The sequence below is a fragment of the Nocardia sp. NBC_01327 genome (assembly GCF_035958815.1).
Taxonomy (GTDB): Bacteria; Actinomycetota; Actinomycetes; order Mycobacteriales; family Mycobacteriaceae; genus Nocardia.
Map to the genome: position 1 here is coordinate 705,480 of NZ_CP108383.1, position 16,631 is coordinate 722,110.

General features: G+C 67.0%; 9 protein-coding genes. 2 read left to right on the forward strand and 7 right to left on the reverse strand.

Annotated features, from left to right (window positions below):
- Positions 1-110: 110 nt before the first annotated feature.
- Entirely contained in the window at positions 111-3,440 is a 3,330-nt protein-coding gene (locus OG326_RS03090) for an arabinosyltransferase domain-containing protein (protein WP_442790908.1), read from the reverse strand.
- 170 nt (positions 3,441-3,610) lie between these two features.
- On the reverse strand, positions 3,611-6,874 hold the full coding sequence (locus OG326_RS03095; protein WP_442790996.1) for an arabinosyltransferase domain-containing protein: 3,264 nt from the start codon (positions 6,872-6,874) through the stop codon (positions 3,611-3,613).
- Between the two features lie 229 nt (positions 6,875-7,103).
- On the opposite strand from OG326_RS03095, the gene OG326_RS03100 reads away from it, so the two are divergent.
- Entirely contained in the window at positions 7,104-8,636 is a 1,533-nt protein-coding gene (locus OG326_RS03100; protein WP_327143119.1) for a serine/threonine-protein kinase, read from the forward strand.
- Positions 8,637-8,695: 59 nt separating this feature from the next.
- Here OG326_RS03100 and OG326_RS03105 read toward each other — a convergent pair whose 3' ends face one another.
- The 4 genes from OG326_RS03105 to OG326_RS03120 form a co-directional block, all read right to left on the reverse strand.
- Positions 8,696-10,477, reverse strand: a complete 1,782-nt coding sequence (locus tag OG326_RS03105) for a glycosyl transferase (RefSeq protein ID WP_442790997.1) — start codon at positions 10,475-10,477, stop codon at positions 8,696-8,698.
- A gap of 295 nt (positions 10,478-10,772) precedes the next feature.
- A complete protein-coding gene (locus OG326_RS03110) occupies positions 10,773-12,731 on the reverse strand; it encodes a galactan 5-O-arabinofuranosyltransferase (RefSeq protein ID WP_327143121.1) in 1,959 nt (652 codons plus the stop codon).
- Between the two features lie 501 nt (positions 12,732-13,232).
- On the reverse strand, positions 13,233-13,994 hold the full coding sequence (locus tag OG326_RS03115; protein ID WP_327143122.1) for a decaprenylphospho-beta-D-erythro-pentofuranosid-2-ulose 2-reductase: 762 nt from the start codon (positions 13,992-13,994) through the stop codon (positions 13,233-13,235).
- Positions 13,991-15,475, reverse strand: a complete 1,485-nt coding sequence (locus OG326_RS03120) for an FAD-binding protein (RefSeq protein ID WP_442790998.1) — start codon at positions 15,473-15,475, stop codon at positions 13,991-13,993. Before OG326_RS03120 ends, OG326_RS03115 begins: the two co-directional genes overlap by 4 nt.
- Before the next feature lie 65 nt (positions 15,476-15,540).
- Between OG326_RS03120 and OG326_RS03125 the strand changes: the two genes are divergently transcribed.
- Complete coding sequence (locus tag OG326_RS03125) at positions 15,541-15,996, forward strand: GtrA family protein (RefSeq protein WP_297619484.1); 456 nt, start codon at positions 15,541-15,543, stop codon at positions 15,994-15,996.
- 1 nt (position 15,997) lies between these two features.
- Here the strand turns inward: OG326_RS03125 and OG326_RS03130 are convergent, their stop codons facing one another.
- Positions 15,998-16,621 (reverse strand): pyridoxamine 5'-phosphate oxidase family protein, encoded by a 624-nt coding sequence (locus OG326_RS03130; RefSeq protein WP_327143124.1) that lies wholly within the window; start codon positions 16,619-16,621, stop codon positions 15,998-16,000.
- Positions 16,622-16,631: the final 10 nt, after the last annotated feature.

Here is a 16,631-nt window from a genome sequence, read left to right on the forward strand (position 1 = left end):
CCGGTTGACGTGGGTCACACCCACAACGGGTGGCAGGAACCGTGCGGCCGGGAAGAAACGGCAGCGGCCGCCGGCATGATGCCGGCGGCCGCTACTGGTTCGATCAGCGCCTAGAACACCCGGAGCTTGCCGGGTGACCAGAACCCGGACCGGTTGGCGGTGCCGGTGTCCAGCTCGGCGGCCTTGGCCGGGTAGTACGGCTCGTACTTCTCCAGCGAACCCCAGTCCCGGCCCCAGTTGTCCTTCAGATACGTGGGGATGGTCTTGGAGTCGGCCAGCATTTCGGTGAAGCCGAGCGGTCCGCCGTTCTCCTCGGCCTGCCAGGTATCGGTGGAGCTGACCGCGAGCGGCCGGTCCGGCAGGATGCGGTAGTTCGGGACCTCGGCCACGCCGTAGCGGTGGTCGAAGGGCCGCTGGCACGGGAACTGCAGGCCGACCGCCCAGTCCTCCAGGATCGGCTGCTCGGAACCGAGGAAGCTGTTGAGCGTCTGCACCTTCGGCACCCGCGGCGGGGTGAAGGCCAGCCACTGATCGCCGATGAGAATCGGGTCGATGGCGTGGATGCGGATGACATCGGTGCCGCTGGGCAGCGCGTCCATCGGGACCCGCAGATTGCGCCAGGACGGCGCCGGGCCGATATCGAACGGCCGGTAGTTGCCGGGCAGTTCGGAGACGCTGCCGTCCGGGTTCTGATGCCCGTACTCGACCAGCAGGGTCTGGCCGTAGGTCATATTGCCGGTCTCGTCGTAGGACATGATGCGCCCCGCCGCCGAGATGACGATGAGCGGTGAATCAGGCGACCGCGCAGGCAGTTTGTACCAGCTGGAGATGAGGGTGGCGGGCTGCTGCACGCCGTCCTGCCAGCTGCCCATGACCGGTGTGGTGGCCGGGTCCAGGCCGTACGGCAGTGCCACGGTGGATCCGTTGACGCCCTCGGCGCCCTTGCCGCCGCCGGTGCCGGCGTTCTGGCCCTTCTCGAAGGCGGGCCCGACGGTCTGGTTGGAGGTATTGCCGGTGCCCGGCTTCACCTCGACGCTGTCGGCATCGATCTTGTCGGGAACACCGTTGGGGGAGAAGCCGACCGGATCGGCGCCGGCCAGCGGATCGCCGTTCAGCGGCGGATGCGCCGGATCGATGACCGGCTGCAGATTGCCGCCGTTCGGATTCGGTTCCACCAGAACATCATTGGCGAGCCCGCAGCTCTTACCGGAGAGTGCGTCGAAGTTGGACCGCGCCAGCGAGTACGCCGGGTACTGCGCGACCGCGCCCTTGACCAGTGACAGCACTTCGAACGCCACCATGAGTGCGGCGACGACGGTCAGCGGGATGGCGGCGAAACGGCGAACCCGCTTGCCGCGCTGGGTCTTTCCGTTCTCCATGGGCTTGGCGTAGCCCTCGCGCAGCGACTGCCATCCGACCACCGCCAGCGCCAGCCCGAACAGCAGCAGGATGAGCGTATTGGCCTCGTGCCCGTGCAGCGAGACGCGCTTGTCGTACCACGGCACGCCATAGCTGGACACGTACCAGTAGCCGTTGATGCCGGAGAACGCGAGTGCGAGCGTGAACATGAGCCCGGCGAGGAAGACCGAGCGGTTCTTGCGCGACCGCAAGGCCGTGGCCGATACCGCGACCGCGGTCACCGCCGCCAGCGCACCCGCGATGCCCGCATAGGACCCGAAGTGGTGTGTCCACTTGGTCGGGTTGAACATCATGAAGAAGATGGTTCCGAACACCACGCCGAGCAGTCGCCAGGTCGGCCCGGAGGCGATGCCCGGCACCTGCCGCCGCCGCAGCAGCACCAGCAGTGTGGTGATCAGGCACAGGATCATGACCAGGAAGGCGAACCGCCGCGCCAGCGAACCGTCCACGGTTTCCACGAACAGGTAGTAGTAGCGCAGGTAGTCCTCGTACCAGGCCAGATTGGGCCCGATGTTCTGGCGCACCCGATTGGCCTCCATGATTCCGGCGAAGGTCTGATCGCCGAAAACGACCGCCAATACCAGGAATCCGGCCGCGGCTATCGGCGCCAGCAGTGCGACATCACCGAACTGTTTGCGCCGCCGCACCACGATCTTGACCAGCGGGCGGATACCGGCGAGCAGCGCCGCCACACACATGAGTCCGGTCGGGGCCGCCGCCAGCGTGAACGCCGCGACCAGCACCGCGACCGCCGCGGGCAGCAATCGTGAAGTGGCAATGGCCCTTTCGATGGAGACCCAGGTCAGCAGCGCGCCCAGCGCGACGATGGGCTCCGAGCGCAGGCCGTTGTTGTAGGGCAGCCAGAAGGCCAGGAACACGAGGCCGCCGGTCCACAGGGCCACCTTGGAGGTCGCGACCCCGCGCCCGAGCCGGGGCACCACCTCGCGGCTGATGACCAGCCAGCAGAGAATGCCGCACAGCAGCGCGGGAATTCGCACCCAGGGGCTCGCGGTGGAGATTTCGGCGAAGGCCTGGATCACGTAGTAGTACCAGCCGAACGGCGCCTCCGGCACGCCGAACCAGCGGAAGTAGTTGGCCATATAGCCCGCGTGCGGCGCGACCCGCACCATGGTGAGGATGTAGCCGTCGTCGGAGGTGTTGGCGCCCACGAAATGCCAGAGCACCAGCGTGCCGATAATGCCGCCGTCCGCCCAGGTCGGCTTCAGCCAGTGCCGCGGGAAGATGCGCCGGTGCCCGCGCCCGTCACTGGCGTCGAGCGCGGCGAGCGCGCCCATGGCCAGCAGCGTGAGCAGTGCGGCCGCGACCATGGCGACCCACTTGAGCACGGTCGGGCTGGAGGAGAACCGCGAGTCCACATTCATGTGGAACGAAAGGCCCTGCGGTACGCCGCCTTTCATATCGGTGTAGACGCCGACCACCTGCGGGCGCAGATCGCCGAGCAGCTGCCCGTCGACCGGCGCGGTGACCATTTCGCGGCCGCCGTCCGCGGTGGTCTTCTCCACGCTGTGGGTGAGCCCGTCGAATTTCGCGTAGGTGCGCTTGTCATCGGAGGTGATGACGATCTGCGAGCAGTCGCTCATCTCGGATCGCTGCGCCGACGCCACGACGGCATTGCGATCGAGCACGTCGACGGTCTCGCCGGACACCCGGACGAACAGCCCCTCCAGATCCGCGCCCTTGCCCTGCGGCGGCGCGGTGGCCAGCAGGATGCCGCCGCGCGGATCCAACTGCTGCACCGCACTACATGGAATGGTGGCCGAAAGATCGAGCGGCACCTGCGACATCAGCGGTGCGTCGACATTGCCCAGCGTCCCGCCCTGCGGCCAGTTCACCGCCGCCGTGGTCTGCACGACGGGCAGGAACGGCGTCGCCAGGGCGAACAGCGCTCCCAGCACACCGGCGACGATCGCAATCAACTTCGCGGTGCGATAGTCGCTCGGCGTCGCGGTGGGTGTCGGCGGCGTGGGCGGTTTGCTCAGAACAGCGGAGGCGTCGGGCACGATTGCAGATCGTATAGCCCCGGACTGTGAGTGGCGCTGTTCACTCCGGCGGTGCGACACGTATGCCCGGTCTCAACGGGCCCGGACAGCAGACGAGCTCACGAAGCGCGCTTCGTGAGCTCGTCGAGTACCCTGTCATCCCGGCATGCTTTCGGCCGGGATCCGCACTGCTACTTGGCCCGGATCGGCGCATCCTTCGCGAGACCCGAACGGGTCTGCACCGTCACCGACAACTCCGCGGGCTTCGCATCCGGGGCATACGGGCTGTACTTCTCCAGCGATCCCCAGTCCCGTCCCCAGTCGTGGTTCAGGTACGACGGAATGCTTTCCGACTTCAGCAGCAGCCCCGTCCAGCCGAGTGGCCCGCCGCCGATATCGTCCTGCCAGGCGTTCGAGGCGTCCGCGCCGACCCGGTCGGGCAGGATGCGCCAGTCCGGGACCTCGGCGACGCCGTCGTGGTGATCGAACGGCCGCTGGCACGGGAAGGCGAGCCCGACGTGCCAGTCCTCCAGCACCGGATCGGTATGGCCGACAAGGCTGTTCAGCGATTCCAGCCGGGGCAGCCGGGGCGGGGTGACGGCCAGCCACTGCTTGGGCGTGATGTCCGGGTCATTGGCGACCAGGCGAACGCTGTTGGCGCCCACGGGAATCTGGTCCAGCGGGACCCGCAGATTGCGCCAGGACGGGTTCGGCCCGATATCGGTGGGCCGGATGCGGCCCACATTCGTCATGCCGCCGTCGGCGGCGCGGGTGCCGTATTCGACGAACAGATCCTGACCGTAGGTTTCCACGCCGTCCTTGGTGAAGGAGCGGATGCGGCCGGCCGCGGTCACGATGAGCACCTTGTAGGCGGGATCATTGCGCACGCTGTCGGACAGATCGACCCGGTACCAATTGGTGGTCAGCTTGGCCGGATTCTGCTCGTCGGCGGTGTAACTGCCCAGCACCGGTGTGCGCGCCGGGTCCAGCCCGAACGGCAGGGCGACGGTGCTGCCATTGATGCCGGCCTGTGCGTCGGTGCCGCCGCCGGTGCCCGCCCCGGTGGTGTTCGTGGTCTTGTTGCTGGAGTTCTTGCCCACCGAGTTGGCCCCGCCGCTGACGGTCTCCTCCGCATCCGCGGTGAGGTCGGTGGCGACGCCGTTGGCCGTGAATCCGGTGTTCTCCGCGGACAATCCGTCGGCCGCCGCGCCCGTCCAGGGTTGCAGCAGCGAGTCGGCCGTATTCGTCTCCACCAGCACGTCATTGGCGAGTGCGCACGAATCCCCGGTCATCGCATCGATATTCGATTTGGCGATGGAGTACGCCGGGTACTGGGTGACGGCTGCCTTGGCGAGCGAGGCGACCTCGAACAGCACCAGCAGCGCCGCGGCGATGGTGAGCGGCATGCTCGCGAACTTGTCGAAGGTGCGCACCGGCTTCGCAGGGGTGAACGGCTCCCGATAGTGCTGGTACGCCGCAATGAGCAGGCACAGGATGGCCAGCCCCAGGAACAGCGTGGACAGCCCCTTGCCCGCGATGAGCGGCGCCTTGTCGAACCACGGCACGCCGTAGCTGGATACGTACCACCAGCCGTTGGGCCCGGTGAAGGTGATGGCCAGCAGGAAGAACACCGCCGCCGTGAACAGCGTGCGATTGCGTGGTGAGCGAATCCCGTTGACGCCCACCGCGACCGCGGCCAGCGCGGCCACCGATCCGGCGAGTCCGGCGTACACGCCGAAGTGGTGTGTCCACTTGGTGGGCGTGAACATCATCAGGAACAGCGACATGAACACGATGCCGAGAATGCGCGCCGCCGGCCCGCGCGCGGTGCCCGGAATGCGCCCGTTCTTGCGCAGCATGACCATGACGCAGACGAGCAGGCACAGCAGCATGGCGAGAATGCCGAACCGCCGGGCGAGCGAACCGTCGGGGGAGAGCATGAGCAGCGAATCCCAGCGGGTGCGCTCGTCGAACCACGCCACATTCGGGCCGATGAGGGTGCGCACCCGCGTCGCCTCCATGACCGAGGCGAGCGTCTGATCGCCGAAAACGACCACCAGCACCAGGGTTCCGGCCGCGATGCCCGGCGCGAAGAGCGCGCCGTAGCGCAGCAGCGCCGAACCGGTGCCCCTGGCCTGCTTGAGGATGACCAGCAGCACCGGCCGTGATCCGGCGATGAGCGCGGCGAGGCAGATGAGCCCGGTCGGCCCGGCCGCCAGCGAGAACGCCGCGATGAGCACGGCGAGCGCGGCGGGCAGCAGTCGCCCGGTGGCAATGGCGCGCTCGATGGAGCACCAGGTCAGCAGTGCGCCCGCGGCAATGAGGGGTTCGGGTCGCAGGCCGTTGTCGTAGGGCATCCAGCCGGCCAGGAAGACCAGTGCCGCAGTCCATACCGCCACATTGTCGCGCCGCACCCGCGCGCCCAGCCGGGGCAGCACCTCCCGGCTGATCACCAGCCAGCACACGATTCCGGCCAGCAGCGAGGGCAGTCGCATCCACGGACTGGAGTCGCTGATCCGCGTCATCCACGACAGCACCTCGTACGGCCAGCCGAACGGCGCCTCGGCCACGCCGAACCAGCGGTAGTAATTGGCCATGTACCCCGAAACCTTCGAGGCCCGAGCCATATTCAGGATGTAGCCGTCATCGGAGGTGTTCGCGCCGATGAAGTGCCACACCACCAGCGTCCCCAGCACCACCGCATCGGCGAGGCGGAAGCGCCACCAGTGCGCGGGCAGGAACCGCCGCGGCCGCCGCCCGTCCCGATTGTCCAGCAGGTGCAGCATGTACATGGCGAGCAGCGTGAAGATCACCGCGCCGAGGGTCGCGCCGCGTTTGATCCAGCTCGGGCTGGAGGTGAAGCGCGCGTCGATATCGGCCGTCGCCACGGCGGTCCCGATCTGCTGCCGGTTCAGATCGGTGAACATGCCGACGACCTGCGGCCGGGTATCGCCGTTCACATTGCCCGCGAACGGAGTTCCGTCCTGCCGGGTGACGCCGCTGAGCTGCACCCGGGTCGCGGTCGCATCCGAGTGCAGCACCAGCGACCCGCAACTCTGGACGTCGGCGACCGGCACCGACAGCAGGGGAATCAGGCGCAGCAGCACCGACAGCGTGCGCCCCTTCTCCGGCACGTCCTCGACCTTGATGACCAGGCCCTTGTTCGCCGCCTGCCCGGAAGCGACCGGGACGGTGGAGAAGAGCGTGCCGCTCGGGAGATCCGTCAGCACCTGGCAGGGCAGATTCACGTCCAGGGTCAGCGGCACGTACGACACCAGCGGCGCGGCGATGTTCGGCGTATCCCCCTGCGGCCAGTGCAGGGTGGGCCGGTCCTGTTTTACCGGCAGAATCGGCGTCAACACCGCCAGCAGAATTCCGAGAATTCCGGATACCACGGCAATGAGTCGGATTCGCTGAAACGCTCGGGTGTCTTCGCGCACGGTGTCCGATGCTATCCACCCCTGTCCCGGACATCCCCCGCGACTCGACCGCGCACCGGGTCGCCGTGCTCCCGGTGCTCGCGCCGTCGTGGTTCAGATGTCCGAACTGTCGCTGTTCAGGGGTCCGGAAGGGCGTGTTTCGACCGGATATTTCGAACTTGTGCTCCGCTTCCCCGGACATTCGGTCGATAATGTTGTTGGGCGACTGTATTTCCCGGGCGCCATCGAAGTAGGTGTGGCGGTCATGACTGAACTGCGACCGGGCGAGGTAATCGCCGGATATGTCATTCAGCGGCGCATCGGGGCGGGCGGTTCGGGAACCGTCTATGTCGCCCGCCATCCCCGGCTACCGCGCCTGGCCGCGCTCAAGGTGTTCAGCCGCGACGGTGTGAACGCCGATGCCGAGGAGTGGCGGCGCTTCGAACGCGAGGCCGATATCACCGCCCGCTTCGATCATCCGAATATCGTTGCCGTGTACGACCGCGGGCTCGACGAGGGCCGGCTCTGGATCGCCATGCAGTTCGTGGAGGGCGCCGATGCGGATGTGCTGCGCGGCACCGCACCCGATCGCGCGCTGCGGATCGCGAGCGGAGTCTCCTCGGCGCTGGACTATTCGCACGGCAAGGGTGTGCTGCACCGCGATGTGAAGCCCTCGAACATCCTGCTCTCCCCGGCCGAGGACGGGCGGGTGGAGCGAGCGCTGCTGACGGACTTCGGCATTGCGCGCCTGCGCGACGAGTCGACCAGTCTCACGCGCACCGGAAATGTCACCGCGACCTTCGCCTTCGCCTCGCCGGAACAGGTTTCCGGCGCCCCGCTGGATCCGCACACGGATCAATACTCGCTGGCCTGCACGCTTTTCGTACTGCTCACCGGTCATCGGCCGTTCATGGCGAAGGATCTCGGGGGCTGGGTGATCGCACACACCCAGATACCGCCGCTGCGCATCACACAGGTCCGTCCGGACCTGCCCCGGAGTCTGGATTCGGTCTTCGATCGGGCGCTGGCCAAGAATCCGGCGCAAAGGTTCGCCGGCTGTGCCGATTTCGTCGATGCGGCCTGGGAGGCGATGTCGGGTCCGGCGACCGTCGAGCACGTGCCGTATTTCACCGGGCCGCGGCCGATCATCACGCCGCCGGTGGATCCGGCGCGGCGGGCGGTCACCGAGCGCGCCCGCGGAGCCTTCGACCCGTATCTGCCGGCGCCGGAACCGGTCCCGGCGCCGGTGGCTCCGGTGCGGAACGAGGGACAGGGCCGGGTGCTGGCGGCGGTGCTGGCCGGCGCGGCCGCGGTAGTCCTGGCCGGGGGCGGCTTCGTGGTGGCCTACGAGCTGGAGAGTCACGGCAATTCCGGTGCGCCGGTGTCGGCTCCGGTGCAGACCATGGCTGCCGGGCCGGCCGCCGCGTCGGTGTTGACCGCGACCTCCGCCGCCGCAGCCGCGCCGCTGCCCGCGGGCAGTATTCCGGCGGGTTTCCTGGGCACCTGGGTGGGGACCAGCGATCAGAACGCCGACGACTACCGGCTCACCGTCCGCCAGGGTGAGGTGAATCAGGTGGTCGAGACCTCCACGATCTTCCGCGGCGGAAATCTGGTCTGCGCCTTCGACTATCGGCTGGTGGGTGTCACGGCCGCCGATATCACCGTCGGCAACGGCGTGACCACGAGCGGGGGTTCACAGTGTTCGCCGCAGGCCACCCAGGTACTGCGACTGTCGGCCGGACAGATCGTCCGGGATCTCGATGTCAGCGGCCATGTGACCTATACCCGTGTGAACTGAACCCGGCACCCGTGTGAACTGAATCCGGCACTGCGTGAACCGAATCAGCGTGAACCGAATCAGGCTGAGAGCAGTCCGCGCACGTCCCACAGCCACACGCCGTCCACCTGCTGTGCGGGGAAGCCGAGCAGCTGATCCACGGTGAGTCGCAGCGCATCACCATTATCGGTCGGCGGCAGCACCACCACATCGGCCTGCCAGTACCGCAGATCCGCGAGCGCCTGGGCGCGGGCGGCATCGTCGATCACCGGCACCTTGTTGGCCTGCTGCGCCCGGATGAGCAGACTGGCCGTGGGCCGGTCGTCGGGACCGTAGCGGCCCTTCTTCTCGGTCCCGGTGGGTCCGACGAAATAGCCTCCGGCAAGCGGGAATTGGAAATCGGCCTCGGTCTGCCAGCGCAGGGCGCGGGCGTCCGGCGGGGTGGGCGGCGGTGCGATGACCACCGAGCCGTGCGAAACATACTGGCGCACAGTCCCGTCCGTGAAGAAGGCGGGCGTCGCCGGGCGCTGCACCACCGGCAGGATGGTCGGGGTGAGCGGCAGCAGCGCCAGCGTCAGCGCGCCGAACCAGGCCAGCGGCCGCCAATCCACCGCGGAGATGCGCCAGTAGTCCAGTGCGCGTTGGGTTCCCATGGCCAGAATGACCGCGATGGCCGGAATGGCGGCCATGGTGAACCGCGACTCCAGGACCGAATTCAGCAGCGGCACATCCTCGAGGTGCTTCCACGGCAGTGAGATTCCGGTGTTGTGCTTCCCGATCATCAGGTTCGCGCCCAGCGAGAGCACCGTGAAGGACACGATGATGAGGGCCGCGGCCCGCACCACGCGTTCGCGCCACAGGAATACGGTGGCCATGGTGACGAGCAGCAGCAGCGGCCAGCCGAAGTAGGAGTTCTCCTCGGTCGGATTGATGGCCACGTTCTGCCCGTGCTGGAACATGCCGCCCAGCGATTCGGACGGGAACTGGAACAGCGCCTTGAGATCGTTGTTCATCGGCCCGTGGTCGATGGACCGGTAGGACTGCGGCCCGAAGAACTGCCACCACAGCGGAATCTCGGTGAGCGCCACCGTGATCACGCCCGCCAGCAGCAGCGTCGGGGTGAGGGTGCGCAGCGCGCGCAGCCCGGTGCGCGGGGCGTGCAGGTAGTAGATGACCGCGTACAGGCCGAAGGCCAACGCGAAGATGAGCAGCGGCTCCTCGCCGAGCGCGATCTGCAGCGAGATCAGCAGGCCGAGCACGAAAGCATCCCGCAGTCGCCGCGCCTTCCGCGTCTCGAGCGGGCTCTGCGCATGCCGGACGATGCGGATCAATTGCAGCGCGATCAGCGGAAGCAGCGCCAGCAGTACGAAATTCGGGTGCGCGTTGGCGTGCGAGATCATGGCGGGCGCGAAGCCGCAGAACACACCGCCTACGGCCGCAGCGAATTTGGAGGTGACCAGCTCCCGCGAGAACAGCCAGTACCAGGCGAAGGCGGTGCCGAACAGACCCAGCGTGAGCACCAGGACGAAGGTGACGGTCGGTCCGAAGAGCAGGGTGACGGGGGTCAGCGGCACGCCGACGCCGAACATGGCGGTATTGGCCATCATGTTCACGCCGTCGGGATAGTTCTGCAGTCCGGTGCCGAGCGGATTCTGCAGATGCGCGACCTTGTGCGCCGTGACCGCGAAGAACCACTCCCACATGGTCTGGTCCTGGCCGCTCTTGATCAGATAGCCGCGATCGGTGTTCAGCCACTGGCCGGAGAGCACCAGGACGGCGAGCGAGAGGTAGCCGGCGGCGACGATCAGGTCGGCGCGGGCCCGTCGCAGGCGGTGTGCGACACGCTGTTGCCGGGTGCGCACCGGGGCAACCGTTTTCGGTACTGTCCGGTCGAGAACCGCGACCGCCGAGCCGTCTTCTTTGGTGCGGTCGATCTCCCACCCCTGTGCCACGCGCTAACTCCTCTTGCCTCTCAATCAGCGGCCCACGCTACCGGGTTCGACTGAGATTGCACTGGCAACTGGATGAGTTATCCCCAGATATGGGGCTTCATCCACAGGTTTAGGCCCATATCTGGGGATAAGTGACCCTTGTCTCGAGGTCATATCGAGAGGTGTAGTGAGCTGCACCACAATTCGAGTGCAGCGCACATAACTCTCAGTGCTGGGCCACCACGAGGGTGAAAGGTCCGATTTCGGTCACCCGGAAGTGCGGGTCATCGAACAGCGCCTTGGGGAATGCCACGGTGTAGCGCTTCACGTTCGGATCGTTCGGATACACGTCCTCGGCGAGCCGCAGCGTGTACTCCTTGCCGGATGTGCGGAACAGGAACGCATCCGGCGCCCGCCACGGGCAGTGCGCCAGCGCGTCGGTCAACTCCTGCGGCGACTTCAGGGTGCTCCACCGCTTGATCTCCGCCGCGCGGGCCTTGAAGTCGGCCAGCGGATTCGCGTAATGCGAAGTGAGCGCCTGGAATCCGAAGTACGGGTAGATGGACAGGAAGCTGGTGTCCGCCGTCAGCACCACACTCTGATCCGGCGCCCGGCCGGTCTGCTCCCGCAGCGCCGCATCGATTTCCGCGTAGTGCGAGACGGCCGAGGGCGGCCGCGCATCCGCTCGGACTCCATTGCCGTCGGTATCGGTGTAGGCCGTATTGATCTCCGTCGCCAGCACATTCGGAATGCCCTGGCTGAACGCCACCGCACCCGCCAGCGCCACCGCCGCACCGGCGAGCCGTACCCGCGACGGCTCGTTCAGCACCTGGTAGGCGGCCCGCAGACCCTCTGCGAAGCCGAACGCCCCGGCCGCCACCAGCAGGGTGTAGAGAATCGGCTCCAGCCGGTAGGACAGCAGCGTGGTGCCCGCGGCGGTCGCCGCCATCGACAGCAGGCACCACAGATAGAGGGCGACCACGCCGATCGCGAGTGCCTGTGCGCGCCGCGAACTTCCGGCCCGCAGCACCAGCCATATGGTCCCGAGCAGGCAGAACGCGCCGAGCAGGGAGAAATCGAACATGGGCAGCGGCAGCTGCGAACCGGGTTCGGGCAGATAGTGCAGTGCGGTACCGGAACTGGCGGTGCTCCCGGTGAGCGTTTTCCACAGGTACGGCAGCCAGACGGTCAGGGCCAGCAGTCCGGAGAGCACTCCGATGCCGATCAGTCGCAGCAGGATCGGCCACACCGTCTGCCGGATCCCCGGCACCGCACCCTGCTTCGAACGTCGTGTGATGCCCCGCTCGCGCAGTGCGAGTCCGGCGGCGACCACAGCCATCAGACAGACCGCGAACACGGCCACCAGGAAGTACAGCGTGTAGAAGGTCGCGGCGACACCCAGGAACAATCCGGTCCCGAGCACCGCGCCCCAGCCCCCGGCGGTCGACGCCGCGGGTTCCGCGGGCCGGTGCAGCGCACCCCAGGCCAGCACCAGCACCGGCGCGATCAGCAGCACCAGCGGTGCGCTGTACGCCTCCGGCGAACCGTAGGCCAGCGTCACCGCGGTGGTCGCGGTCGCGACCGCGACGGCCCAATCCGCGCGAATCAGCTTGGACCACAGCACGACTGCGAGCACCGCCGCCACCGCGATGCCGATGATCGCGAACGGTTTGAACGCCGCCCACCCCGCCATCCCCAGCAGATTCGCGAAGCGCCCGCCCATCCAGAACCAGCCGCCGGGATAGTAGGACGGCAGATCCGCGTAGTTCATATCCCGCAGGGCCGCACTATCGGTCAGCCGCGTCAGGAACTGCGTCCGGAATTCCTGATCCACCGACAGCCCGAGCAGATACAGCTTGGTGGCGGCGAGCGGCATACCCAGCGTCACCGTCACGAACGTCGAAATCCCCACCCAGGACAGCAGTTTCGCCACCCACGGCCACTTGTCCATCCGCAGCAGCACAATCGCCCCCACCAGCAGTGCCAGCGCGACCACCTGTCCCACGGTGGTCAGCGCCCGAGTCACATTGGAGGAGTTGAACGCCGGCCAGTGCACGGTCGAAAACGCCACCAGCCCGACACCCGCCACCGCAACGGCGACCACCCCGGCCAGCACGCCCTCCCCGGCCGCACCCCCGGCCCGCCGCACCAGCATCGCCCCCCGGCCGCCCGACTCCTCGCTCATACGCACTCCGCCTCCGGGTTCGCTTCATAGACCGCGCCTACCGCTGTGCCACCCTAACGACCTTCGGGCCCCCGCGAACCGCCGCATCGCCGACCCCCGCGACCATCAGCGCCCACAACGCCCCAGAACCCCGCCCCCGGAACCGCCCCCGATCTCCTCACCGCCAACCGCATCCCACAGCCCGCTCGCTCATCGCACAGCACCCACCAGGGCTGTGCAGCGGAGACACGCGCTGTGGGATCCGGTCGACGGGGTGTCGCTGCCTGGCAGCGCGAGACAGTCCGCAACCTCTGCGCCGTCAGGCGCATCGCGCAGCCCGCTCGTGTATCGCGCAGCCCGCTCGTGTATCGCGCAGCCCGCTCGTGCATGGCGCAGCGCCTGTCAGAGCTGTGCGGCGGAGGCAGGCGCTGTGGGATCCGGTCGATGCGTTTCGGGGCGGACGGCGTAAACGAGACGAGCGGTGACCGTTGGTCACCGCTCGCTGTCGAATGCTGTGCTGCTCTAGACGGGCAGCTTGCGGAAGATCGGGCGCGGGACGTGGCGCAGGATCATCATGATGTAGCGGAAAGTACCCGGAGCCCAGACGATTTCCTTGCCCTTCTCCGATGCCGCGACGGCCAGGGCCGCCACCTCTTCCTTGTCCACCGTGAGGGGTGCCTCCTTCACGTGGGCGGACATGCGGGTGCGGACCTGACCCGGGCGGATCACGGTGACGCGGGTGCCGTGCGGGCGCAGCGCCTCGCCGAGGCCCAGGTAGAAGCCGTCCAGGCCGGCCTTGGTGGAGCCGTAGACGAAGTTGGAGCGGCGCACGCGCTCACCGGCGACCGAGCTCATGGCGATGATGCGGCCGTGGCCCTGCGCCTTCATCTTCTCGCCGATCAGCACGCCGACCGAGACCGCGGCGGTGTAGTTCAGCTGCGCGGCGATGACAGCCTTGCGCTGGTCCTGCCACAGTTCCTCGGCGTCGCCGAGCATGCCGAACGCGACAATGGCGATATCGACATCGCCGTGTCCCCACGCCTGGTCGATGACCTTGGGGTGCGAGTCCATCTCCAGCGCGTCGAAGTCGATGATCTCGACCTCGGAGGCGCCGGCCGCCTTCATGGTGGCGACCGCGTCCTCGCGCAGCGGATCACCGGGCAGCGCCGCCAGAATGATGCGCGCCGGACCCTTCTTCAGGTACTCCGAGCAGATCGCGAGACCGATCTCGGAAGTGCCGCCGAGCAGCAGAATGGACTGCGGATTGCCTACCGCGTTGATCACTGAAGCTCCAGCCTTCGGGCCATATCGGACATGAAAACGCCTGTGGGATCGACACTTCGGCGGATCTTGATCCACTCGTCGATCCGGGGGTACATCTTGTGGAAGGTCTCCGCGGTGGTCCGGGAATCCTTCGCGGTGTAGAGCCGGCCGCCGAATTCGGTGACGCGCCGGTCGAGATCGGTGACGAGCTCATTGAGACCCGCACGAATCGGGAAGTCTACGCAGATGTTCCAGCCGGGCATCGGGAAGCTCAACGGAGCCGGGTTACCCGCGCCGAACAGCTTGAAAACGTTCAGCGCCGAATAGTGCCCGGACGCCTGGATATCGATGATGATCTTCTTGAACTCATCGACGGCCTCGGTCGGCACCACGAACTGGTACTGCAGGAATCCGGCCGGACCGTAGGCCCGGTTCCACTCCGCGATCATGTCCAGCGGGTGGTAGAACTGCGTCAGATTCTGGATCTTGCCGGTGTAGTTGCCGCCCATGGCGTAGTACGCCTCGCCGACCGAGCCGAGGGTCAGCCGGTTGGCGGTGAAGCTCGGGAAGATGTTCGGCACCGTAAGCAGCTGCGGCGCATCGAACTTCAGCGGATTGCGCTGCTTCTTGGCGGGCAGCTCGTCCAGCTTGGCCAGGCGGCCGCGGGTAATGGTGGCACGCCCCAGCTTCGGCAGCGGGTTCATGACGTCGAACCACGCGCTCGAGTAGGTGTAATTGGCCTCGCTGCCATCACTGTGCGCCGCGATGGTCTCGTCCAGCGTGCTGGTCTTCACGCCGTCGTTGATGAAGTACGCCGTCTCCGTCGCCACCATTTCGATGGTCGCGCGCAGCACGATGCCGGTCAGCCCATTGCCGCCGACGGTGGCCCAGAACAGCTTGGCGTTCTTCTTCGGCCCGATGGTCTGCACCTTGCCGTCGGCAGTGAGCAGGTCGATGGACCGCACGTGATTGCCGAAAGAACCCTCGCTGTGATGGTTCTTACCGTGAATATCGGAGGCGATGGCGCCGCCGATGGTGACCTGGCGGGTACCGGGTAGGACGGGCACCCACAGCCCGAACGGCAGGGCCGCCTTCATCAACTGGTCGAGGCTGACGCCGCCGTCCACATCGACCAGGCGGGAATCGCGGTCGATGCGGTGGATGCGGTTCAGCGCCGGCATATTGATGACGAGGCCGCCGGAGTTCTGCGCGTGGTCGCCGTACGAGCGGCCGAGGCCGCGCGCGATGACGCCTCGGCGCAGATGCGCGGGCTTGGAGTCGTTGTCCTCCGCGACCAGGGCAACCGCCTTGGCGATCAGCTCCGGATCATTGGTCGACAGGACTTCCGACGTAGTGGCTGCGGTGCGACCCCATCCGGTCAGGCGGCGGGTCTGCGTAGGCAGTTCATAGGAACCGTTCGACGCTGCGTCCGCACCAGCGCTCGCCGATTCGGTATCGGGAGCGGCCGTGGTGGTGGTCTGAGCTTTCGTGGACATCGGGATAGAGGCTACAGGCATAACCGTCTCGAGGGTTGTGTCCTCGGTCGCGACCGATACCCTCATGCGTTGTGACCGCGGAACCCCATCTGCCCCTGCCTCCCGAGCTGCCCCTCGTTGACGAACCGGGTGGCACGGACGTCGATCTGAAGACCCAGATCATTCGGTTCGGGCTGACCGGCGGCCTCTCCGCGATCGTGGACTTCGGCCTCTACACCCTGCTGTTCAAGGTGTTCGGGCTGCCGCTGCCGGTGGCGAAGTCGATCAGCTTCATCGCCGGCACCACCACGGCGTATCTGATCAATCGCCGCTGGACCTTCAAGGCCGAGCCCAATCGGAACCGCTTCATCGCGGTCATCCTCCTGTACGCGGTCACCTTTGCTTTGCAGGTCGGCATCAATCAGCTCTGCTACTACGCCCTGCCCGATCAGTGGTGGCGGATCGCACTGGCCTTCTGCATCGCGCAGGGCACGGCGACCGTGATCAATTTCATCGTGCAGCGCATGGTGATCTTCAAGATCAACTGAGTCAGTAGTCGACGAGGGCTTCGGCTTCGGCCTCGGCCTTGGTGCGGAAGTAGTCGCCGCCCTTGGCCCGGGTGTTGTCGGTGCCCCACTCGCGATCCTCGCGCTGCGCGGGGACCAGATGCGGAATGTGCTTGCGGCAGTGGATGTAGGCCTCCTCCACATCCACCACCACCCAGCGTTCGGGCTGGCGGCCGCGCACATCGGGCGGGAGATCGGGGACGCAGCGGCGCATGAGGGCATCGTCGACTATCCGGGCCGTGCCATTGATGTGCAGGCCGATCAGGTCGTACACGAAGTCGATGAGCAGGATCCCGATATGCGGATTCTCCAGCATGTTTCCGAGGCTGGCGTGCACGCCGTTGCCGCGGTACTCCGGGTAGGTGATCGTGGATTCGTCTATGACGTGCAAGAATCCGGGCTTTCCTGCCCGAAAGCTGTTGTCGCACTCTCCGTGTTTATCGGAGGTCGCGATGAAGGCCATATCCATCCGGCGCAGGAAATCGATCATCTGGGTATTGAGTCGATTTCGCACTTGATCGGAATAGAAGCGCTCCGCACGATCTCGAGTGCCGTAGCGTTCCTGCAGTTCCCGCTCGCCGTCGCTGCCGTTTCTGGTACCGGGCATCACGGGCCCC

Bases quoted from the DNA above. Each gene is read 5' to 3' on its own strand.
- OG326_RS03100 (WP_327143119.1), top strand. From the start codon at position 7,104: ATGACTGAACTGCGACCGGGCGAGGTAATCGCCGGATATGTCATTCAG.
- OG326_RS03130 (WP_327143124.1), bottom strand. From the start codon at position 16,621: ATGCCCGGTACCAGAAACGGCAGCGACGGCGAGCGGGAACTGCAGGAA.
- OG326_RS03110 (WP_327143121.1), bottom strand. From the start codon at position 12,731: ATGAGCGAGGAGTCGGGCGGCCGGGGGGCGATGCTGGTGCGGCGGGCC.